The sequence below is a fragment of the Nocardioides sp. cx-169 genome (genome assembly GCF_021083605.1).
Lineage (GTDB): Bacteria > Actinomycetota > Actinomycetes > Propionibacteriales > Nocardioidaceae > Nocardioides.
The window spans coordinates 796,127-816,806 of sequence record NZ_JAJNRO010000004.1; the positions used below are offsets into that span (position 1 = coordinate 796,127).

The window sequence follows — 20,680 nt, forward strand, 5'->3', positions numbered from 1 at the left end:
GTAGCCTATCTGACGAAGGAGATGTCCATGAAGCTCGCCCCGCACTTGCACCGCCTCGGCAACGACGTCGTCGCGGCCTACCTCGTCGACACCGAGGAGGGGGTCACGGTGGTCGACGCCGGGCTGCCGGGCCACTGGCGAGACCTGCTCGCCGAGCTCGAGGCGATGGGCAGGGGCCTCGGCGACGTGCGCGGCGTGGTCCTGACCCACGGTGACTCCGACCACCTCGGCTTCGCCGAGCGGCTGCGGCGCGAGCACGGCGTCCCGGTCTACGTCCACGCCGACGACGCCGACCGCGCCCGCGGTGGCGACAAGCCCAAGACGAAGCTGGGCCCCAGGCGCCTCGGCCCGCTGCTCGGCTTCGCCGGCTACGCGCTGCGCAAGCGCGGCTGGCGCACGACCTACCTGACCGAGCTGATCGAGATCCACGACGGCGACGTGCTGCCCCTGCCGGGCTCGCCGCGCATCGTCGCCGTGCCCGGGCACTCGCTCGGCAGCGTCGCGGTGCACGTACCGGTGGCGGACGCGGTGTTCGTCGGCGACGCGCTCACCACCCGGAACGTGCTGACCGGTCGCACCGGCATCCAGCCGGCGCCGTTCACCGACGACCCGGACCAGGCGCTGGAGTCACTCGAGCGCCTGGCCGGACTCGCGGCGACCTGGGTGCTGCCCGGCCACGGAGCGCCGTGGCGAGGCGACCTCGCCGCCGTGCAGGAGGCCGCGCGCCAGGCCCGGTGAGGCCAGGTGGCCTCAGCGACCCGCGAGGTCGTTCCCGATCAGCCAACCCATGCCGAACGCCGAGAGCAGCCCGTTGCCGGACACGTAGCCGTCGGACTCGGGGCCGGCCAGCCCGACCGCCGTACCGCCGCCGGCACGCAGGCCGCGCACCGGGGTGCCATCGGGACGAAGGACCCGCCCGACGGTGTCGATGACGGCCCCGCCCTGGGTGGTGAGGACGCCGTGCGTCACCCAGGCGTGGTGGTACGGCGCACGCAGCGGCCGCCGTCCCGGGTGCGGCTGCAGCGCGGCGCGGACCGTCGCCTCGGGGAGCCCGAGAGCCTCGGCGAGCGACCGCTCGTCGGTGTGGGTGCGGTAGCCGCCGGCGCGGGTGGTCTCCCGCATCATCTCGGAGTCCCTGGTGGCGGCGTGCGCCTCGTCGTCCCAGACCATGGACGCCCGCTGGCCGCGCAGGGTCTGCAGGATGCCGGCCAGCTTGGAGTAGCCCTGCGCCTCCTCGTCGACGAAGCGACGTCCCTCGAGGTCGACCAGCACGGCGCCGAAGAACGGCAGCGAGGGGCTGACCCGGGTGCCGTGGCCGACGACCACGAGGCCCGAGCGCAGGCAGGCGCCCAGGTGGCGCAGCTCGGCGCCGACCTCGTTCAGCCACGGCAGGGCGTCGCCCGTGCTCGTGCTCACCCCGCCGTAGAAGGGGTCGCCCAGGTGGGCGCAGTGCTCCTTCATCAGCGCCGGGTTGCCGGCGAAGCCGTCGAGCGCCAGCACGACCGTCTCCGCGCGGACCCGCAGCTCGCCGCCGTTCTGGGCGACGACGACGCCGTCGACCGCCCCGTCTCGGTGGGTAAGCCGGATAGCGGGCGCCTCGTCGACGAAGGCGACGTTGTCGCGCTCCTCGAGCGCGGCGCGAAGGTGCTGGATCAGCGGTCGCCCGCCGGAGCGCCCGGTGTCGGTGTGCAGCCGGGTGACCGACATGCCCGCGCGGGGCAGGTCGCCGGCGATCTCCATCGGGTACTCGAGCTCGTCGGCGAGCCACTCGACGTACTCCGGCGCGGCCGCGCACAGGGCGTGCACGACCTCGCTGTTGGCGAGGTCCCCGCTGGCCGCGAGGATCTCCCTCGCGTGGAGCTCGGGGGAGTCCTCGATCCCGGCCTCCCGCTGGAAGCGGGTGCCGCCGGCGGCCAGGCTGCCGCTGGAGATCTCGGCGTTGCAGCCCTCGCGGGTGCTCTTCTCGAAGACCCCGACCAGCAGGTCGGGGTCGGCGGCCGCGCGCAGCGCGGTCATGGCGCCGCACGCGCCGCCGCCCACGACCGCGACGTCGACCTCGAGCTCGTCCATCAGTCCAGCCCGTAGGAGGCCCGGGCCGCGTCGACCAGGTCCCGCGGTGGCTGGGCGTGGTGGAACCCGGCCCGCGACGCGACCAGCCCGGAGGAGCGGTGCTGCGCGGCGCGCAGCTCCGCGACCCGCACGCAGGTGCCGAGGGAGTCCAGGACCGGGACGTCGTCGACGCGGCTCAGGCCCTGGTCGGCCAGGAACACGTTGAGCGGGCCCTCGCCGGGCACGATGACGTTCGCGCCGTCGGCGATGACCCGGCGCGCGGCCGTGGTGAACGCGTCGAGCAGCGGCTGCGGGTCGGCGTAGGCCGCCATCACGTCGGTGAACGCCGCGTCCACCTGGGTGATCGGGCCGACCAGCGAGTCGAGCCGGTAGTCGCGCAGGTTGCGGCGCAGCTGGGGCTCCAGCGCGGCGATGAAGTTCACGATGCCGACGCAGTCGCCGAGCATCCCCGCCATCAGCACCGAGGTCTGCCCGAACGTCACCACCGGGATGTCCACCAGCGACCGGGCCACCTCGTAGCCGGTGTCCGGGATGGTCGCGATCAGGAACGCGTCGTACCCCTCGTCCTGCGCCTGCAGCGCGGCCGCGACGAACTGCTCGCGGTGCAGGCTGGAGAGGTAGGAGTAGCCGATGTGCGTGCCCGGGTACGCCGACGGGTAGGTGCCCGGCCGCATGCCGTGCAGCTCGACGGTCGTGCCCGGCGCCGCCTGCGCCGACAGGTGCCGCTGCAGGGCGTCGCGGTAGTGCGGGACGTCGTCGAGGACCGTGAAGCTCTGGTGCCAGATCCGCATGTCAGCTCCCCGCGGCGGCCGCCCCCGCGCCGGCGATGCGCCCGAAGGTCGCGCCGCGCAGCACCGAGGTGGAGCCGGTGTAGTTGGAGTAGTACAGGCCGGTCATCTCGCCGGCGGCGTACAGCCCGGGGATGGCGCGACCGTCGCGGTCGACGACCTCGGCGGCCGGCGTGGTCTTGAGCCCGCCGAAGGTGAAGACGTTCGCGGCCATGACCGGGTAGGCCTCGTAGGGGCCGTCCGCGACCGGGCGGGCCCAGTTGGACTTGGGCGGCACCAGACCCGTGGTGGCCAGCCCGTCGGGGACGAGCGGGTCGAAGTCGCCGTCGGCGCAGGCCGCGTTGTACGTCGCGACCGTCTCGGCGAGCGCGTCCGCGGGCACGCCCAGCTTGGTGGCGAGCTCCTCGATCGAGGCGGCGCGCACCGGCGGCTGGTCGGTGCGGATGCCCGAGCGGATGTTGGGCACGGCCTGCGCCTGCTGGTCCAGGATCACCCAGGCGACGCCCTCGGTCTGGGCCTGGATGTCGCGGGTGGTGCGCTCGTACCACGCGTCGATCGGCCCGCGGGCCTCGTCGACGAAGCGCCGGCCCTCGCGGTTGACCAGGATCCCGTAGGGGAAGCAGAAGATCGCCGCCTCGGGCTCGCCCGAGCGCGGGTCGACCGGCTCGGCGTGGAAGAGGCTGAACGACCCGGACGTGGCGGCCCCGAGCGCGAGGGCCATCTCGATGCCCTCGCCCTTGTTGTAGTTGCCGCCGCGGGCGACCGGACGCGTCGTGAGCGCATGCCCGCCGTGGTAGCGCGCCATCATCTCGGCGTTGCCCTGGTAGCCGCCGCTCGCGAGCACGACCCGGCCGCGGAACTGCGCGGGTCCGGCCGCGGTGAGGGCGGCGACGCCCTCGACACCGGCGTCGCCGGTGATCAGCGAGCGCGCGGTCGTCTCGAAGTGGAAGTCCACGCCGAGGCCGCGCGCGGCCTTGCCCATCGTCTCCACGATCGCCAGCCCGCCGCCGACCGGCGCCATGCGCGTGGTCGACGTGGTCAGGAACGGTGTGGGGAGGAACTCGAAGCGCATCCCGTGCGTGCCCATCCAGGCCAACGTGGCCGGGGCCTGCGCGGCCAGCGTCTCGACGTAGTCGGGGTCGACCACGTGTGTCGCCTTGTAGAGCGCGGTACGGCGCTCGGGGGAGCGCTCGGCGTCGCGCACGACGCTCGGGTCCGGGTGGCCCATGAAGTCGTCGACGAGCGACTCCTCCAGGCCGTCGGCGGTCGCCTCGATCGAGGCCATCCGCAAGAACGCCTCGGTGTAGCGCGTGTTGCCGCCGGTCTCGGCCTCCGGCGCCCGGTCGAGTACGGCCACGCGGGCGCCCGCCTCGGCCGCGGCGCAGGCGGCGCTGAGGCCGGCGACCCCGCCGCCGACCACGACGACGTCGTACTCGTGGGTGCTCATGCCAGCGAGCCCACGAGCTCGGCGGCCGTGGTGACCGAGCCGAAGAGCGGCATCATGTTCTGCATCGAGAACTCGTGGAAGTCGGTGCGGAACGACGCACACATGTCGTCGACGACGGTGACCTGCAGGCCCGCGTCGCTCGCGTGGCGGGCGGCGGACTCGACGACCAGGTTGGTCGCGACGCCGCCCAGGACCACGTGGCCGACGCCCTCGGCGGCCAGCGCGGTGAGCAGCGGGGTGCCGACGAACGGGTCGACGCAGCCCTTGTCGACGACGGGCTCGCCGGGCAGCGGGCTGAGCTCCTTGACGATCTCGGCCTCGGGGGAGCCGGCCAGCATCGCGCGCTGGTCGGGGTAGGCCTGGAAGCGCGGGTGGCGGTTGGTGCGCAGCACGTAGGAGTCGTCGAAGGCCAGGCGCACGTGCACGACCAGCCAGCCGGCGGCGCGGGCGGCCTCGAGCACCGAGGCGGCGTTGGCGATGACGCCGCGCTCCTTGATCTGCTCGACCAGGGGAGGCATCCGCATGTGCGGGCCGTCCTCGCAGAGCGCGACCTGGTAGTCGAGGAGGACGAGGGCAGTGCGGGTGTCGGTCATGGGGAGTTCCTTCTGCGGGTTGGGTTGCGGGGATGGAAGAGCGGTGGGGTCACCAGGCCGACCAGCCGCCGTCGACGTACAGCACCTGTCCAGTGACGTACGACGAGGCCGGCGAGGCCAGCAGGAGCAGGGGACCGGCGAAGTCGGTGGCCGGGTCGCCGAGGCGGCCGAGCATCGTGCGCCCGGAGAACCACGCCAGCCGCTCGGGGTCCTCGGCGAGCGCGGCGGTCATCTGGGTCGGGTAGAAGACGCCCGGCGCCAGGCAGTTGACCGTGATCTGGTGCGGGCCGAGCTCCATGGCGAGGGCACGGGTCACGTTGGCGACGCCGGCCTTGGAGGCGTAGTAGGCCGACTCCGGGACCGGTCCGACCCGCTCGGCGTAGACGGTCGTCAGGTTGACGATCCGGCCGCTGCCCTGGGGGGTCATCGCCTGGCCGGCGGCGCGGCCGACCAGCCAGGTGCCGGTCAGGTTGACCCGCACGACGTGCTCGAACTCCTCCAGCGTCGTCTCGTCGTAGGGCTTGCGCAGCATCACGCCGGCGGCGTTGACCACGATGTCGACCCGGCCGTGCCGCGCGACGACGTCGGCGAAGAGCGCGGCCACGGAGGCCTCGTCGGTGACGTCCACGCGGAGGGCGGAGCCGGCGATGTCGGCGACCACGACGGTGGCGCCGTGGTCGGCCAGCGCGATCGAGGCGCGCTCGCCCAGGCCGCCGGGGGCGGCGCCGATGACGAGCGCGACCTGGCCGGTGAGGTCGAAGAGGCTCACCATTCGAGCTCACTCTCCTCGGCCGCGGCGCGGGTGCCGGCGAGGCGGCCGAAGATGCCGCTCTTGCCGATCGAGGTGCCGGTCATGTAGCCGGCGCCGTGGAAGCCGCCGATGACCTCGCCGGCGGCGTACAGGCGCTCGATGGGCTGCCCGAAGACGTCGAGGACGCGCAGGTCGGTGTCGACGGTGAGCCCGCAGTACGTCGCCAGCACGACCGTGCCGGACGGGTGCGCGTGGAACGGCGGCTGGTCCAGCGCGAACGGCGCGCCGACACCGCCCGAGAGGTGGGTGCGGCCCAGTGCGTCGGCGTCGCCGGCGGCGATCCGGCCGTTGTAGTCCTCGACGGTGGCGACCAGGCTGCCCTCGGGCATCCCGAGCCGCTCCTCGAGCTCCTCGATCGTGTCGGCGGTGACCAGCATGCCCGCCCGCTCGCGGCCGGCGAACTCGTAGATCGGGACCTCGTCGTTGGTCTGCGCCATGACCTGGGCGTCCAGGATCTGCCAGGTCGTCACCCCCGGCTGCGCGAGCGCCGCGTCGCCGATCTCCTTGTAGGGCAGGGACTCGTCGACGAACCGGCGGCCCTCGCGGTTGACCGCGATCGCGCCCTTGTAGACCGCGAGGATGCCGGTGCCGTCCTCGTCGGGGTGCGGCTCGTGGTAGATCCCGTAGGTGCCCTTGACGTACGGCGTGTCGATGACGCCGGCGCCCAACTGCCAGGCCATGAGCAGCCCGTCGCCCTGGCAGCCCTCGCCGCCGGCCCGCAGCGCGTGCTCCATCTGGGGCGCGAAGCGCGCCAGCAGCTCGGGGTTCTGCGAGAAGCCGCCGGTGGCGACGACGACCGCGTCGGCGAGGATGCGATGGCGCCCCCCGCCGGGGGCCTCGACGTCGACGCCGACGACCCGGCCGCCCTCGCGCACCAGCCGCTCGGCCTTGGTGTCGAGCAGCAGCCGGGCGCCGAGGAGGCCGGCGGCCTTCAGCAGGTGGTGCAGCATGCCGGTGGTGTCGGTCGGGTGCGAGCGAGGGACCGACTGGCCCGACGCCGCATGCACCTCGCCGTAGCGCACGCCGTGGCCGGTCAGCCAGCGGTAGGTGTCGAGCTGGTGCTCGCAGTACAGGTCGACCAGCGTCTCGTCGCAGCGGTGCCGGCCGGTCTCGAGCAGGTCCTTGCGCAGCAGCTCCACGGAGTCCGCGATGCCCTGCTCGGCCTGCTCGTCGGTGCCGGCGAAGGCCGACAGCCCGGCCGAGCGCACGGTGCTGCCCCCGATCTCGCCGGTCTTCTCCAGCATCACGGCGTACTGACCCGCCTCGGCGGCGGCCAGCAGGGCGGCGCACCCGGCGAGGCCGGAGCCCAGCACCAGCACGCCGACGCGGTCGGGGAGCTCTCGCTCCAGCGGCAGTCCGGCGGTCATCGATCCTCCCAGGGGCGGTCGTAGAAGGCCTGCGCCTCGGTGAAGGCGGGCAGGTTCATCAGGTCCTGGCGCTCCTGCCAGGTGCTCATGCGGTCGGCGCGCGACGCGGTCTCGCCGTGCTCGGCGAGGTGGGCCAGGGCCTCGCGGCCGGCCGCCATCATCGAGCGCATCAGGTAGTTGGCGTAGAGCACGACCCCGAAGCCGAGCTCGGAGTACTCCGCGAGCTCGAGCTGCGGGGTGCGGCCGCCTTCCACCACGTTGACGACGAGAGGCACGCCGGCCAGCTCGCGGCCGACCAGCGCGAGCTCGTCGACGGTGCGGGGGGCCTCGACGAAGATGACGTCCGCGCCGGCCTCGACGTAGGCCTTCGCGCGGCGGACCGCCTCGTCGATGTCGTGCACGCTGCGGGCGTCGGTGCGCGCGACGATCACGGTCGCGTCGTCCTCGCGGGCCTCGGCGACCGCCGCGATCTTGGTCTGCATGTGGCCGCTCGGGATCAGCGCGTGGTCGTCGAAGTGCCCGCACCGCTTGGGCATCTCCTGGTCCTCGATCTGGATCGCCGCGGCGCCGGCCCGCTCGAGCAGGCGCATCGTGCGCATGGCCGTGAGCGGACCGCCGTACCCGGTGTCGGCGTCGACCACGACGGGCAGGGGCGAGGCCTCGGTGAGGCGGCCGACGTGGTCGACGACCTCGGCCAGGGAGATCAGCCCCACGTCCGGGACGCCGTACTGCGCGTTGGCGAGGCCGGCGCCGGTCGCGTAGGCCGCGGCGAAGCCCGCGGACTCGACCAGGCGCAGCCCGAGCGCGTCGGTGACCCCCGGCAGGACGAGCGGGGTGCCCGCAGTGGTCGCGGCCAGGGCCCGTCGGAGGGCGAGGCGGCGCTCGTGGGCGCTGGGGGAGGGGCCGACGCCGATGAGGCTCTCGGCCTGCGCGAACCGGCGCTGGTCAGGGTGTGGCACTGCTGCTCTCCTGGATCGGGAAGCGATTCCATAGAGTGATCGCTCCAGACGAGGGTGCCCCGACAGCGTGACGAGCGCAACCGTGTCTCGCGCTCTGTGAGACTTCGAGATCGGCCCCGACTGACCGCCGGCGGTGCGCGACCGCCTTGCTTTACGAGCGTGGCAGCGTGGTCTGGTCCGGTCAGCCGCAATTCCGCGCAGTGATCGGCCAGTTCGGCCTCTCTCTTCGAGGCGCTGCTAACCGTGGAACGATCGCTACAGATATTCGGTTTCGGTCGATTCGAGGAGAGTCACGTGCGAGCAACACTGATCTACGGTGCCGGTGACGTCCGCGTCGAGCACGTCCCCGACCCGGCGGTCCAGGAGCCCACGGACGCGCTGGTCCGCATCACGACCTCCTGTGTCTGCGGCAGCGACCTGCACGCCTACGGCGCGATGCCGCCGGGAGCAGGACCGGCGCGGATGGGGCACGAGCTCATCGGGGTGGTCGAGGAGGTCGGCTCCGAGGTCGCGACCGTGCGCAAGGGCGACGTCGTCGTCTCGCCGTTCGCGTTCTCGTGCGGCACGTGCGAGTACTGCCGTGCGGGCCTGCAGACCTCGTGCCCGACCGGCGGCTTCCTCGGCATGGGCGGAAATGACGGCGCCCAGGCCGAGGCGGCCCGGATCCCGCTCGCCGACGGCACCCTGGTCGTCCTGCCGGTGGCTGTCGACGACGTGCTGATGCCGTCGCTGCTGACGCTCGCCGACGTGCTGGGCACCGGCTACCACGCCGCGGCCCAGGCGCGGATCGCGCCCGGCGACTCCGTGACCGTCATCGGCGACGGCGCCGTCGGCCTCCTGGCCGTGCTGTCGGCGAGGATGCTCGGCGCCGAGCAGATCATCCTCATGGGCCGCCACCGCGACCGCACCGACCTCGGTCGCGAGTTCGGGGCCACCGACGTCGTGGCCGAGCGCGGCGAGGAGGGGGTGACCAGGGTCCGGGAGCTCACCGGTGGTCAGGGCACGCACGCCGTCTTGGAGGCGGTCGGTCACGTGGCGGCGTACGAGCAGGCGTTCGGCGTCGTCCGGCCGGGCGGAGTCATCAGCCGGGTGGGGGTGCCGCAGTACCAGGACGCCCCGGTCGGCTTCGGCAGCCTCTTTCGCGGCAACGTCACCCTGACCGGCGGTCCGGCCCCGGTGCGGGCCTACCTGGACCGCCTGCTGCCGCGGATCCTCGAGGGCGCGATCGAGCCGGGCAAGGTCTTCGACCGCGGGGTGGACCTCGACGGCGTGCCCGGCGCCTACCGCGCCATGGCGGACCGCGAGGCGCTCAAGGTGCTGGTGCGCCTCTGAGGGCGCTCAGGCGCGCCGGGTGACCCACGCCTTGACCAGGAACCGCTTCTGGTCACCCAGCGGGCGCCCCGAGCACGAGTAGGGCTTCCCCTTGCCGCAACGGAAGCGGGTGTTGCTGTTGACCAGGGTCACGATCGCGCTGCGCACCTCGGTGGGGGAGAAGCCGAACGAGGCGAACCCGACGCCGCGGGCGTCGAGCTTGATCGGCCGGCGCATCCACGCGCCCTTCTCGGTCTTGACGACCAGCCGGGCGCGCGCCCCCGACGCGCGTGCGGGCCCGTCGACCTTCACCCGCAGCCGCCACTTGCCGCTCTCGAGGGAGGAGTCGGGGCGCAACATCATGTGCTTGGCGGCCAGGTGGTCGATGCGGGTACGGGCGCTGGCCGCGCGCTCGCTCCGGCCGAGGACGAAGGTCCGCGAGATCGTGGCCGACGGCCACGCCTTGCCCTCGGGGTAGCTACGGCCGGCGGTCGCGTTGGCCGAGGCATAGGCGGCGAAGACCGAGGAGAAGCCGCCGCGCGACCCGAGCACGCGGGTCAGCGCCTTGGTCGAGTACCTGTTGGGCGCGCCTGGGAAGGCGCCCGCCTGCTCCCATACCTTCTTCACGATCGCGTTGCCGTAGCGCTCGCTGAGGTACTCCCAGAAGACCCAGTTCGCGTACGGGGTGGTGTCGCTGCGTCGGAAGACGTCGAGGGGCACGTGGGGGAGCCGGACCTGGCCGGCGGGCAGGTACTGCCGGTTGTCGTTGGCCGAGTCGGCGAACCGCTCCTCCATCCAGGTCGCCGTGGACTCCAGGAACCAGGGATCGTCCTTGTAGTCGTAGGCGAACTGCACCGCGTGGAAGAACTCGTGCGCGGCGGTCACCCGCAGGCTGGTCAGCGGCGGCGCGCCGAACTGGCTTCGGGCGAAGTCGTTGTCGAGCACGCAGAAGCCCGAGGCCGTGCGCTTGGCGCCGGCGGCGGGGTACTCCGGTGCGCAGTAGCCGTAGATGAACTTGCTGCCGAGGTCCTTGAGGTACACGTCGAACTTGGGGCGGCTGGAGTGCCGCACGTCCGGCAGTGGCCGGCGGTAGCCGAGCTTGCCCACCTCGAAGCGCCAGACCCGGTTCATCATGTCGAAGGTGCGCATGGCCCAGGTGCGGCTCGGCGGGGCGTCCGCGGTGGTCGGGACCCAGTGCAGGCAGAGGTTCTTCGAGCACTTGCGCTTCGACGGGACCGTGTAGCCGTGGTCGTAGGGGTCGCCGGCGCCGTCGGAGGGCCTCGCCAGCAGCTCGTCGGCCCGGCGGCGCTCCTCCCCGGTCAGCCGCGCGCGCACCTCGAAGAGGTCGCGCAGGGCGAGGGTGGCGTCGGGGCGATCGGCGGCAGGGGAGCGATCACGGCCCACCGGCGCGAACGCCCGCTGGGCGCGCTGGAGCACCTCCTGCGGCGAGTCCTCGCCGTCAGGGTGGCGCGGGATGGCGGCTGCGGTGCTCGCCGAGGCCGCCGCTCCGGCGGTCGGCACGAGAGCGGGCAGGACGCTCACGGTGGTGCTCAGGGCCACCAGGATGGCGGCCATAGAGCGGCGCATCTGGTCTCCTTCGAACTCGAGACGTCCCGAGACCGGGGGAAGCGGCTACGGGTCACACGAAAGCATCCCCGGCGGACCCGGGGGTCCCACATCAGCTCCCGCCGGAGATCTTCTCGATCAGGGCGGTCGTGGAGATGGCGGGAGTGCGGGAGAGGTAGACGACCTCGCAGATGTCGCCGAGGTCGTCGAACTTGCCGGCCCAGTCGTCGCCCATGACGAGCACGTCGGCGGCGTACTCCTCGATGTAGTGGCGCTTGAGCTCCAGGCTCTCCTCCACGAAGACCTGGTCGACGTCCTTGAGGGCGGCCACGATCGCGAGCCGCTCGCCCTGGCTGAAGACCGGCTCACGGCCCTTCTTGCGCATGTTCAGCTCGTCGGCCGAGACCCCGACGACGAGGCGGTCGCCGAGGGCGGCGGCGCGCTCGATCACCTTGAGGTGCCCGACGTGGAAGACGTCGAACGTGCCGAAGGTGATGACCGTGCGAGGTCCCGGGGAAGACATGCCCGAGATTGTGGCACGCGGGGCTGGGTCCCCCGTGGACGCGGGGTGTGGGCGAGGATGGGTGTCGATGTCCGCCGCACCCCATGCCCCCACCCTCGCCGTCGGCGACCCCGCCGCCGACGCCGTACGCCGCGTCGCGCTGCGCCGCATGCGCACCGTGGCCGTGTCGCTGCTGCTCTTCGCCGCCGCGGTCTACGTGCTGACGCTGGACGAAGACGGCGTGCTCGGGTTCGTCAACGCGGGCGCCGAGGCCTCCATGGTCGGCGCGATCGCCGACTGGTTCGCCGTCACGGCGCTGTTCAAGCACCCTTTGGGGCTGCCGATCCCGCACACGGCCCTGATCCCCAAGCGCAAGGACGACCTCGGTCGTGGCCTGGAGGAGTTCGTGGGGGAGAACTTCCTGCAGGAGGACATCATCCGCGAGCGCATCGCCTCGGCGCGCGTCGCCGAGCGGGTGGGCGGCTGGCTCTCGGCGCCGGCCAACGCCCAGCGTGTGGTCGACGAGGTCGCCGAGCTGGCCCGGATCGCGCTCTCCAAGGTGCGCGACGAGCACATCGAGTCGCTCATCCACGACGCCCTGGTGCCGCGCTTCCGGGAGGAGCCGATCTCGCCGCTGCTGGGCGGGCTGCTCACGGAGGCTCTCAACGACGACCTGCACCATGGCCTGGTCGACCTCGCGCTCGAGGAGCTGCACCACTGGCTCAGGGACAACCCGGGCACGGTCCAGGACGTGCTGCTGGAGCGTGCGCCGTGGTGGGCGCCCGAGCGCCTCAACGAGGCGGTCAGCCTGCGGATCCACGTCGAGGTGGTGCGGTGGGTCGGTGACATCCGCACCGACCCCCACCACCGGGCACGGATCGCGCTCGACTCGATGCTGCGCCGCCTCGCCGTCGACCTGCTCGAGGACCCCGACACCCAGGCGCGCACGGAGCGGCTCAAGGAGCGGATCCTCGACCATCCCTCGGTGCTGGCCTCCAGCATCTCGTTGTGGGACGCCCTGCGCCGCGCGCTGACCGGCTCGCTCGACGACCCGGACGGCGCCGTACGCAGCTGGCTGCTGCGGGAGGTCTCGGCCCTGGCCGCACGGCTCTCGGGCGACGCCGAACTGCGCGCCCGGATCGACGCGCGCGCCAGCGACGTGGCCGTCTTCGCCGTGTCGCGCTACGGCGAGGAGGTCACCGCGGTCATCACCCACACCATCGAGCGCTGGGACGGCAAGGAGGCCGCTCGCCGCATCGAGCTCCACGTCGGCCGGGACCTGCAGTTCATCCGGATCAACGGCACCATCGTGGGCGGCCTGGTCGGGGTGCTGATCCACACGGTCTCGGTGCTGGTTCACTGAGACCATGAGCGAGCCACTGGACGTCCCGATCACCGACGAGTCGATCCGGCTCGGTCAGTTCCTCAAGCTCGCCAACCTCGTCGAGAGCGGCGCCGAGGCGAAGCCCCTCATCGCCTCCGGCATGGTGCGCGTCAACGACGAGGTCGAGACCCGCCGTGGCCGCCAGCTCGCCCAGGGCGACGTGGTCACCCTCGCCGGCCAGAGCGCCCGCGTGTCCCACGGCGACGCCACCGACAACCTCCCCTGGTGACCCCTCCGCACCGGGTCAGCGGACGGCGAGCAGGTCCACGACGAAGATCAGGGTCTCGCCGGGCTTGATGGCGCCGCCGGCGCCGCGCTCGCCGTAGCCCAGGTGGGGCGGGATGACGAGCTGACGGCGGCCGCCGACCTTCATGCCCTGCACGCCGGTGTCCCAGCCGGAGATGACCTGGCCGACGCCCAGGCGGAACTGCAGCGGCTCGCCCCGGTTGTACGAGGCGTCGAACTCCTCGCCGGTGGAGTGGGCGACGCCCACGTAGTGCACCGAGACGGTGCTGCCGGCGGTGGCCTCGGCGCCGTTGCCCTCGATCACGTCGGTGATGACGAGGTCGCTGGGCGGCTCGGGGTCGAAGAAGTCGATCTCAGGCTTGTCCATCCGGCCACCCTAGCCGCGGGCCCGCAGCGTCGACGGGGGTGGGGCTCAGGTCTGGTGGACGTAGCTGTCGAGCTGGTCGCGCTCGAAGGTCAGCTGGCCGATCTTGTGCTTCACGACGTCGCCGATGCTGATGATCCCCACGAGGGCGCCACCCTCGGAGCAGACCGGGATGTGGCGGAAGCGACGCTCGGTCATCGTCTGCATGACGCCGTCGAGCGCGTCCTCCGGAGCACAGGTCTCGACCGTCTCGGTCATGATCGAGGCGACGTTGTTGTTGATGACGGTGCCGTCGGTGTGCAGGTGGCGTACGACGTCGCGCTCGCTGACGATGCCGTCGAGGCTGGATCCGTCGGCGCTCACGATCACCGCGCCGATGTTGTGCTCGGCGAGCAGCGCCAGCAGCTCGCGGACGCCGGCGTCCGGTCCGATCGTGATGACCTCGGTGGAGGACTTGGCCTGGAGGATATCGCCGATGCGCATACCGGTGACGTTACTGGTGTGGCGACTCGCTGGCCAGTGGCTCAGTCCAGCGGTGGACCGTCGATCGGCGAGCGGCGGCGCGCGCTGATGTCGGAGACCGAGGCGGAGCCGGGTCGGCGCCACTCCGGGTCGTCGGCGTGGTCGGGCAGGGATCCGAGGAAGGACAGCGCCGCGTCGTGCAGGTGGCCGTTGGAGGCCACGGCGTTGCCGCCCCATGGGCCGTCGTTGCCGTCGAGCGAGGTGAACCGGCCGCCGGCCTCGCGCACGATGATGTCGAGCGCCGCCATGTCGTAGACGGCGAGCTCGGGCTCGGCGGCGAGGTCGATCGCGCCCTCGGCGATGAGCATGTAGGACCAGAAGTCGCCGTAGGCGCGGGTGCGCCAGCAGCGACGCATCAGCGAGAGGAAGTCGTCGAGTCGCCCTCGCTCCTCCCAGCCGTGGAGGGAGGCGTAGGACATCGAGGCGTCCTCCAGGCGGCGTACGTCGGAGACCTGGCACTGCGTCGCCTTGAGCAGGGAGCGCCCGGTCCACGCGCCGTTGCCGGCGGAGGCCCACCAGCGACGCTGCAGCATCGGGGCCGAGACCACGCCGAGGACGACCTCCTCGTCGACGACGAGCGAGATCAGGGTCGCCCACACCGGGACCCCGCGGACGAAGTTCTTGGTGCCGTCGATGGGGTCGACGATCCAGCGGCGTTGGCTGTGCCCGCTCGACCCGGTCTCCTCGCCGGTGATCGCGTCGCGGGAGCGCACGCGCGACAGGGTGCGCCGGATGCCGTCCTCGACTGCCTGGTCCGCGTCGGTGACGGGGGTCAGGTCGGGCTTGCTCATCACGTGCAGGTCGAGCGACTTGAAACGCGCAGTGGTGAGCGAGTCGGCGTCGTCGGCGAGCACGTGAGCGAGACGGAGGTCGTCGGTGAAATCGGTCGCCACAGACACAGGTTACTTTCAGCAAACTGGTTTAGCGTTCATCTATGGAGTTCAACGGACTGCCGCTTCACGCCCTCGTCGTCCACGCGGCCGTCGTCCTGGGGCCGCTGTCGGCACTGGCCGGCCTCCTCTACGCGCTCGTGCCGCGCTGGCGCGACGTCATCCGGTGGCCCCTGGTGGTCATGGCCGCGGTCGCCGTCGGCGCGGTCTGGGTCGCCTACCTCTCCGGGGCGCAGCTGGAGGAGGCCAACACCTACGGCGGTCCGCTCGCCGCGCTGGTCGAGACCCACGAGGAGCGCGCGGGCATCCTGCGCATCTCGATGACGGCCTTCGCGCTGATCGCGTTCCTGGCCGCCTGGTGGCACACCCGCACCGGCCCGGTCCGCGCCGTGATGAGCGGCCTGGTGGCGCTCTCCGCCGCCGTCACGCTGGTCTACGTCGTGCTCACCGGTGACGCCGGCGCCCAGATCGCCTGGTACGGCGTCGAGGGCTGATCAGTACTCCGGCACGCTGCGCGCGACCAGCAGCCGCCGGAACGACGAGACCCGCTCCGGGTCGGCCTGTCCCTCGGCCACGGCCACGTCGAGGCCGCACTCGGGCTCGTCCTCGCCGTGCGTGCAGCCGCGCGGGCAGTCCTCGGTCATCTCGTCGAGGTCGGGGAAGGCCTCGATCAGGTTCTCCGGTCGGACGTGGGCCAGCCCGAAGGACCGGATGCCCGGGGTGTCGATGATCCACCCCTCCTCGTCCGGCAACGGCAGCATGTAGGCCGACGTCGAGGTGTGGCGTCCCCGGCCGGTGACGGCGTTGACGATGCCGACGTCGCGGTGCGCCTGCGGTACCAGCGCGTTGACCAGCGTGGACTTGCCGACCCCGCTGGAGCCGACGAGCACGCTGGTCCTGCCCCGCAGCCGCTCCCGTACGGCGCTCAGGTCACCGCCGCGGCTGGTCACCACCCACGGCACGCCGAGTGAACGGTAGGTGCGCAGCAGCGTCTCGGGGTCGGCGAGGTCGGCCTTGGTGAGGCACAGCAGCGGCCGCATCCCCGCGTCGTACGCCGCCACGAGGGCGCGGTCGATCAGGCGCGGCTGCGGCTCGGGGTCGGCGAGCGCGGTGACGACGACGAGCTGCTCGGCGTTGCTGACGATGATCCGCTCGACCGGGTCGTCGTCGTCGGCGGTGCGGCGCAGCGTGGTCAGGCGCTCGTTCACCTCGACGATGCGCGACAGCGCCCCGTCGTCGCCGGACACGTCCCCCACGACGCGCACCCGGTCGCCGACCACGACGCCCTTGCGCCCCAGCGGCCGCGCCTTCATCGCCATGACCTTGCGGCCGTCGACGAGCAGCGTGTAGCGGCCGCGGTCGACGGTGACGACGACGCCCTCGACGGCGTCGTCGTAGGTCGGCCGGTCCTTCGTGCGGGGCCGGGTGCGCCGGCGCGGGCGCTCGTAGTGCTCCTGGTCCTCGACGCCGTACCGGTTGCTCACAGCAGCGAGGCCCAAAAGTCGGCGAAGTCGGGGAACGTCTTGGCGGTCGTGGCGACGTCCTCGACCAGCACGCCGTCGACCGCGGCCGCCACCAGGACGCCGGCGTGGGCCATGCGGTGGTCGGCGTAGGTGTGGAAGACGCCGCCGTGCAGCGGGGCCGGGGTGATCGAGAGGCCGTCGGGGTGCTCGGTGACGTCGGCACCGAGCGCGCCCAGCTCCGTGGCGAGCGCGGCGAGCCGGTCGGTCTCGTGGCCGCGGATGTGGGCGATCCCGCGCAGGTGGGAGGGCGAGTCGGCCAGCGCGCAGAGCGCCGCGACGGCGGGTGCGAGCTCGCCGACGTCGTGCAGGTCCAGGTCGACGCCGTGCAGGTGGTCGGGCCCCGTCACCCGCAGGCCCTCGTCGACGAACGCCACCTCGCAGCCCATCAGCGTCAGGATCTCGCGCAGCGCGTCGCCGGCCTGTGTCGTCTCGCGCGGCCAGTCGCGGACGGTGACCGAGCCGCCCGACAGCGCGGCCAGGCCGAGGAACGGCGCGGCGTTGGACAGGTCGGGCTCGATCAGGTGGTCGAGCGCCTTCACCGGGCCGGGCGCGACCGACCAGCGGTTGGCGTCGCCGTCGTCGACGGCCACGCCGTGCTCGCGCAGCATCGCCACCGTCATGTCGATGTGGGGGAGCGAGGGCACCGGCTTGCCGTCGTGACGTACGTCGACCCCGTGCTCGTAGCGGGCCCCGGCCAGGAGGAGGGCGGAGACGAACTGCGACGAGCCGGAGGCGTCCAGCACGACGGTGCCGCCGGCCACGTGACCGGTGCCGTGGACGCGGAACGGCAGCGACCCGCGGCCCTCGTCGTCGATGTCGATGCCCAGCGTCGAGAGGGCCTTCAGCACCTGCCCCACCGGCCGCCTGCGCATGTGCGGGTCGCCGTCGAAGGAGATCACCCCGGTCGAGAGCGCGGCCACCGGCGGCACGAAGCGCATCACCGTGCCGGCCAGGCCGCAGTCGACGTGGGCGTCGCCCGCCAGCCGGGTCGGCGTGACGAGCCAGTCGTCCCCCGAGGTGTCGACGTGGGCCCCGAGCGAGCTCAGCGCGGCGGCCATCAACGAGGTGTCGCGCGAGCGCAGGGCGCGCCGTACGACCGAAGGCCCGTCGGAGATCGCCGCGAGCACCAGCGCGCGGTTGGTCAGCGACTTGCTGCCGGGCAGGGACACGACCGCGTCGACGGGGTCATGGGCGCGGGGGGCGGGCCACGGGTCGGCGACGGTCACAGGCGGAATCCTAGGGCTCAGGTGACCTTGGCCTTCGCCAGCTTGGCCTCACGGCGCGCGGACTTCGCCAGGTGCTTGGCCTCGCGCTTCGCGTCGCCGGCCGCCCGGCGGGCCCGCCAGGCCACGCCCGGCTTGCCGTCGGTGTCGCCGGCGGCGATCAGGAGGCCGCCGAGCATGGAGACGTTCTTGAAGAAGTTGAGCTGGTGCTGCTTCTTCACGGCGGCGTCGTCGTGCTCCCAGAACGCGTGGCCCGCGAACGTGGTCGGCACCAGCGACGCGGCGAGCACCAGCGCGGAGAGCCGCGGCGCGCGGCCGGTGGCCAGGGCGGCGCCGGCGACCAGCTGGGTGCCGGCGTTGATCCGCACCAGCGTGGTCGGGTCCTCGGGGATGGGCAGCCCGGTGGCCTTGCGGAGCTGCGGCACCACCTTGTCGGTGATCGGCTGGGCCTTGGCCGCGAGGGCGGGGGCGTTGCGCAGGGCGTTGACGCTGCCCACCACGAACATGGAGGCGAGCATGGGACGGGCGATGAGTCGGCTGACGGTCATGTCCCATTCCTACCCGACGTCCGGGAGGTCACACCTACCTCGAAGGGGTGAGCCGCACTGTCGGGCGGTGGAGGGTCTGCCGCCACCGACCTCGCGGCCCGCGTCGGACGGCTAGATTGCTGCCATGTGCGGCCGCTATGCCTCCAGTCGCAAGCCGGAGGACCTGATCGAGGAGTTCGAGGTCGTCGAGAGCCGGGTCGACAAGGTCCTCGAGCCCGACTACAACGTCGCGCCGACCAAGGAGGTCTACGCGGTGGTCGAGCGCCCGCCCTCGCGGGAGAGCGAGGAGCCGCCCCAGCGGCAGCTCCGCGTCCTGAAGTGGGGTCTGGTCCCGTCGTGGGCCAAGGACCCCTCCGTCGGCAACCGGATGATCAACGCCCGGATGGAGACCGTCGCGGAGAAGCCGGCGTACAAGCGGGCGTTCGCCAAGCGGCGCTGCCTGCTGCCGGCCGACGGCTACTTCGAGTGGTACCCCACCTCCCAGCTCACGGCCAAGGGCAAGCCGCGCAAGCAGCCGTTCTTCATCCGCCCGCAGGACGGCGGGACGCTCGCGATGGCCGGGCTCTACGAGATCTGGCGCGACCCGACGCGCGACGACGACGACCCGGAGCGGTTCCGCTGGACCTGCACCGTGATCACCACCCAGGCGGAGGACTCGCTGGGCCACATCCACGACCGGATGCCGATGATGGTCGAGCCGGACCGGTGGTCGTCCTGGCTGGATCCCACCGCCCCCTCGGACTCGCTGCTCGACCTGCTGGTGCCCGCCGCGCCCGGCCGGCTGGAGGCGTTCCCGGTGTCGATGCTGGTGTCCAACGTGCGCAACAACGGCCCCGAGCTCGTCAGCCCGCTGCCGCTGGACGAGGTGCTCGAGTGAGCACCGAGCGGCTCGTCGACACCCCCCACGGGGAAGGGCGCCTGGTCACCGACCGGTCGCGCTCGCCGATCGCCACGCTGCTGCTGGGCCACGGAGCCGGCGGCGGCATCGAGTCCCGCGACCTGGAGGCGCTCGCGCGGCACCTGCCGCGCCACGGCATCACCGTGGTCCGCTTCGAGCAGCCCTGGCGTCGCGCCGGGCGCAAGATCGCGACCCCCCCTGCCACGCTGGACGCCGCGCTGCGCGCTGCCGCCGACGCGATGCGGGTGCGGACCCCGCTCGTCCTGGGCGGCAGGTCCGCCGGCGCCCGGTCCGCCGCCCGCTCGGCCCGCGCGCTGGGGGCGGCCGGCTGCCTTGCGCTGTCCTTCCCGCTCCACCCGCCCGGGCGGCCGGAGAAGTCCCGCCTGGACGAGCTGACCGCCGTACGGTTGCCGACGCTGGTGATCCAGGGCGAGAACGACGCGATGGGGCGACCCGACGAGTTCCCGGCCACCACCGAGCTCTGCGTGGTCCCCGGCGCCGATCACGGCCTCAAGGTGCCCGCCCGAGGGCCGATCCGCCAGGACGAGGCGCTCGAGATCGTGGTCGAGGCGACCCTGGAGTGGGTGGTGCGGGAGATCGCCGGGAATGACGTACGGCGATGAGGCGTTCTGCTCCACGTGATGGCGCTACTCGAACGACCGGTCACCCCTGACCCCCGGCTAGGCTGGGGGGCGATGACTGACACTCCCGTCGACGCTGACGTCGACCTCGACCCCGTGAGCCCGGACGACGCCGACATCGACGTCGCCACCGAGACCGACGCCGACCGCACCGCGCGCTTCGAGCGCGACGCGCTGCCGTTCCTCGACCAGCTCTACTCCGCGGCGATGCGGATGACCCGTAACCCCGCCGACGCCGAGGACCTGGTCCAGGAGACCTTCGCCAAGGCGTACTCGTCCTTCCACCAGTTCCGCCCCGGCACCAACCTCAAGGCATGGCTGTACCGGATCCTGACCAATACCTTCATCAACACCTACCGCAAGAAGCAGCGCCAGCCGCAGCAGTCGATGTCCGAGGACGTCGAGGACTGGCAGCTCGCGCGCGCGGAGTCCCACAGCTCCAGCGGCCTGAAGTCGGCCGAGATGGAGGCTCTCGAGCACCTGCCCGACTCGCAGGTGAAGGACGCCCTGCAGCGCCTCCCCGAGGAGTTCCGCCTGGCGGTCTACCTCGCGGATGTCGAGGGCTTCGCCTACAAGGAGATCGCCGAGATCATGGACACCCCCATCGGGACCGTGATGTCGCGCCTCCACCGCGGTCGTCGCCAGCTGCGCGACATGCTCTCGGACTACGTACGCACCAACGACCTGCTCCGGGTCGGCCCCACCGGAGGCGCGTCATGACCGATCTTCCGCACCCGCACCCCGAGGAGCTCTCGCGCGAGGAGTGCGCCGACTACCTCGAGCGCATCGTCTACTTCATCGACAACGAGCTCGACGAGGCGGACTGCTCCGAGGTCCGCGCCCACCTCGACTCGTGCAATCCCTGCCTGGTCAAGTACGACCTCCAGCGCACGGTGAAGTCCGTCGTCGCCCGGTCCTGCTCGGAGACCGCGCCCCTCGAGCTCCGCGAGCGCGTCCTCCTCCGCCTGCGCGAGGTGCAGGTCCAGATCACCGAGCAGTAGCCCCGTCGGTGGTTGAGGTGTGCCCG

The 20,680-nt window shown here is 72.5% G+C and carries 24 protein-coding genes; 9 read left to right on the forward strand and 15 right to left on the reverse strand.

Annotated elements, in window-relative coordinates:
- The first annotated feature begins 27 nt into the window (after positions 1 to 27).
- Positions 28 to 738 (forward strand): MBL fold metallo-hydrolase, encoded by a 711-nt coding sequence (locus LRP67_RS09620; RefSeq protein ID WP_231269945.1) that lies wholly within the window; start codon positions 28 to 30, stop codon positions 736 to 738.
- A 12-nt stretch (positions 739 to 750) separates the two neighbouring features.
- On the opposite strand, the gene LRP67_RS09625 is transcribed toward LRP67_RS09620, so the two are convergent.
- Genes LRP67_RS09625 through LRP67_RS09655 form a run of 7 tightly spaced genes read right to left on the reverse strand, consistent with a single transcriptional unit; the run spans position 751 to position 8,035 of the window.
- Positions 751 to 2,070 (reverse strand): FAD-binding protein, encoded by a 1,320-nt coding sequence (locus LRP67_RS09625; protein WP_231269946.1) that lies wholly within the window; start codon positions 2,068 to 2,070, stop codon positions 751 to 753.
- Entirely contained in the window at positions 2,070 to 2,861 is a 792-nt protein-coding gene (locus LRP67_RS09630) for an aspartate/glutamate racemase family protein (RefSeq protein ID WP_231269947.1), read from the reverse strand. Before LRP67_RS09630 ends, LRP67_RS09625 begins: the two co-directional genes overlap by 1 nt.
- 1 nt (position 2,862) lies before the next feature.
- Complete coding sequence (locus tag LRP67_RS09635) at positions 2,863 to 4,305, reverse strand: FAD-dependent oxidoreductase (protein ID WP_231269948.1); 1,443 nt, start codon at positions 4,303 to 4,305, stop codon at positions 2,863 to 2,865.
- On the reverse strand, positions 4,302 to 4,898 hold the full coding sequence (locus LRP67_RS09640) for a cysteine hydrolase (RefSeq protein ID WP_231269949.1): 597 nt from the start codon (positions 4,896 to 4,898) through the stop codon (positions 4,302 to 4,304). Before LRP67_RS09640 ends, LRP67_RS09635 begins: the two co-directional genes overlap by 4 nt.
- Positions 4,899 to 4,947: 49 nt before the next feature.
- Entirely contained in the window at positions 4,948 to 5,670 is a 723-nt protein-coding gene (locus tag LRP67_RS09645; RefSeq protein WP_231269950.1) for an SDR family NAD(P)-dependent oxidoreductase, read from the reverse strand.
- Positions 5,664 to 7,076 (reverse strand): FAD-dependent oxidoreductase, encoded by a 1,413-nt coding sequence (locus LRP67_RS09650; RefSeq protein WP_231269951.1) that lies wholly within the window; start codon positions 7,074 to 7,076, stop codon positions 5,664 to 5,666. Before LRP67_RS09650 ends, LRP67_RS09645 begins: the two co-directional genes overlap by 7 nt.
- Positions 7,073 to 8,035: an oxaloacetate decarboxylase gene (locus LRP67_RS09655; RefSeq protein ID WP_231269952.1), complete on the reverse strand. Its 963-nt coding sequence runs from the start codon at positions 8,033 to 8,035 to the stop codon at positions 7,073 to 7,075. Before LRP67_RS09655 ends, LRP67_RS09650 begins: the two co-directional genes overlap by 4 nt.
- 294 nt (positions 8,036 to 8,329) lie before the next feature.
- Between LRP67_RS09655 and LRP67_RS09660 the strand changes: the two genes are divergently transcribed.
- Positions 8,330 to 9,367: a zinc-binding dehydrogenase gene (locus tag LRP67_RS09660; protein ID WP_231269953.1), complete on the forward strand. Its 1,038-nt coding sequence runs from the start codon at positions 8,330 to 8,332 to the stop codon at positions 9,365 to 9,367.
- A gap of 6 nt (positions 9,368 to 9,373) precedes the next feature.
- On the opposite strand, the gene LRP67_RS09665 is transcribed toward LRP67_RS09660, so the two are convergent.
- Both LRP67_RS09665 and LRP67_RS09670 read right to left on the reverse strand, forming a co-directional pair.
- Positions 9,374 to 10,933 carry an MXAN_6640 family putative metalloprotease gene (locus tag LRP67_RS09665; RefSeq protein ID WP_231269954.1) on the reverse strand — a complete coding sequence of 520 codons (1,560 nt, stop codon included), beginning with the start codon at positions 10,931 to 10,933 and terminating at the stop codon, positions 9,374 to 9,376.
- 91 nt (positions 10,934 to 11,024) lie between these two features.
- Positions 11,025 to 11,435, reverse strand: coding sequence for an adenylyltransferase/cytidyltransferase family protein (locus LRP67_RS09670; RefSeq protein ID WP_231244291.1), 411 nt, complete (start codon positions 11,433 to 11,435; stop codon positions 11,025 to 11,027).
- Positions 11,436 to 11,502: 67 nt separating this feature from the next.
- On the opposite strand from LRP67_RS09670, the gene LRP67_RS09675 reads away from it, so the two are divergent.
- Both LRP67_RS09675 and LRP67_RS09680 read left to right on the forward strand, forming a co-directional pair.
- Entirely contained in the window at positions 11,503 to 12,777 is a 1,275-nt protein-coding gene (locus tag LRP67_RS09675) for a DUF445 domain-containing protein (RefSeq protein WP_231269955.1), read from the forward strand.
- Positions 12,778 to 12,781: 4 nt separating this feature from the next.
- Positions 12,782 to 13,027, forward strand: a complete 246-nt coding sequence (locus tag LRP67_RS09680; RefSeq protein ID WP_231269956.1) for an RNA-binding S4 domain-containing protein — start codon at positions 12,782 to 12,784, stop codon at positions 13,025 to 13,027.
- A gap of 15 nt (positions 13,028 to 13,042) precedes the next feature.
- On the opposite strand, the gene LRP67_RS09685 is transcribed toward LRP67_RS09680, so the two are convergent.
- Genes LRP67_RS09685 through LRP67_RS09695 form a run of 3 tightly spaced genes read right to left on the reverse strand, consistent with a single transcriptional unit; the run spans position 13,043 to position 14,823 of the window.
- Positions 13,043 to 13,411: an FKBP-type peptidyl-prolyl cis-trans isomerase gene (locus tag LRP67_RS09685; RefSeq protein ID WP_231269957.1), complete on the reverse strand. Its 369-nt coding sequence runs from the start codon at positions 13,409 to 13,411 to the stop codon at positions 13,043 to 13,045.
- Between the two features lie 45 nt (positions 13,412 to 13,456).
- A complete protein-coding gene (locus LRP67_RS09690) occupies positions 13,457 to 13,891 on the reverse strand; it encodes a CBS domain-containing protein (protein WP_231269958.1) in 435 nt (144 codons plus the stop codon).
- A gap of 41 nt (positions 13,892 to 13,932) precedes the next feature.
- On the reverse strand, positions 13,933 to 14,823 hold the full coding sequence (locus LRP67_RS09695; RefSeq protein WP_374107404.1) for an inositol monophosphatase: 891 nt from the start codon (positions 14,821 to 14,823) through the stop codon (positions 13,933 to 13,935).
- 41 nt (positions 14,824 to 14,864) lie between these two features.
- On the opposite strand from LRP67_RS09695, the gene LRP67_RS09700 reads away from it, so the two are divergent.
- Positions 14,865 to 15,314, forward strand: coding sequence for a DUF2231 domain-containing protein (locus LRP67_RS09700; RefSeq protein ID WP_231269960.1), 450 nt, complete (start codon positions 14,865 to 14,867; stop codon positions 15,312 to 15,314).
- On the opposite strand, the gene rsgA is transcribed toward LRP67_RS09700, so the two are convergent.
- The 3 genes from rsgA to LRP67_RS09715 are packed head-to-tail and all read right to left on the reverse strand — an operon-like array spanning position 15,315 to position 18,114.
- On the reverse strand, positions 15,315 to 16,304 hold the full coding sequence (gene rsgA, locus LRP67_RS09705; protein WP_231269961.1) for a ribosome small subunit-dependent GTPase A: 990 nt from the start codon (positions 16,302 to 16,304) through the stop codon (positions 15,315 to 15,317). It abuts the gene before it with no gap.
- Positions 16,301 to 17,569, reverse strand: a complete 1,269-nt coding sequence (gene aroA / locus LRP67_RS09710) for a 3-phosphoshikimate 1-carboxyvinyltransferase (RefSeq protein ID WP_231269962.1) — start codon at positions 17,567 to 17,569, stop codon at positions 16,301 to 16,303. The genes rsgA and aroA overlap by 4 nt, the downstream gene beginning before the upstream one ends.
- Positions 17,570 to 17,586: 17 nt before the next feature.
- Positions 17,587 to 18,114, reverse strand: coding sequence for a DoxX family protein (locus LRP67_RS09715; protein ID WP_231269963.1), 528 nt, complete (start codon positions 18,112 to 18,114; stop codon positions 17,587 to 17,589).
- Between the two features lie 124 nt (positions 18,115 to 18,238).
- Here LRP67_RS09715 and LRP67_RS09720 point away from each other — a divergent pair, with 124 nt between their 5' ends.
- The 4 genes from LRP67_RS09720 (at position 18,239) to rsrA (ending at position 20,654) form a co-directional block, all read left to right on the forward strand.
- The gene (locus LRP67_RS09720) at positions 18,239 to 18,991 is read left to right on the forward strand and encodes an SOS response-associated peptidase (RefSeq protein ID WP_231269964.1); all 753 of its coding nucleotides are present in this window, start codon (positions 18,239 to 18,241) and stop codon (positions 18,989 to 18,991) included.
- Positions 18,988 to 19,635 (forward strand): alpha/beta family hydrolase, encoded by a 648-nt coding sequence (locus tag LRP67_RS09725; RefSeq protein WP_231269965.1) that lies wholly within the window; start codon positions 18,988 to 18,990, stop codon positions 19,633 to 19,635. The genes LRP67_RS09720 and LRP67_RS09725 overlap by 4 nt, the downstream gene beginning before the upstream one ends.
- A gap of 72 nt (positions 19,636 to 19,707) precedes the next feature.
- Entirely contained in the window at positions 19,708 to 20,373 is a 666-nt protein-coding gene (locus LRP67_RS09730) for a sigma-70 family RNA polymerase sigma factor (protein WP_231269966.1), read from the forward strand.
- On the forward strand, positions 20,370 to 20,654 hold the full coding sequence (gene rsrA, locus LRP67_RS09735; RefSeq protein WP_231269967.1) for a mycothiol system anti-sigma-R factor: 285 nt from the start codon (positions 20,370 to 20,372) through the stop codon (positions 20,652 to 20,654). The genes LRP67_RS09730 and rsrA overlap by 4 nt, the downstream gene beginning before the upstream one ends.
- The last annotated feature ends 26 nt before the right edge of the window (positions 20,655 to 20,680 follow it).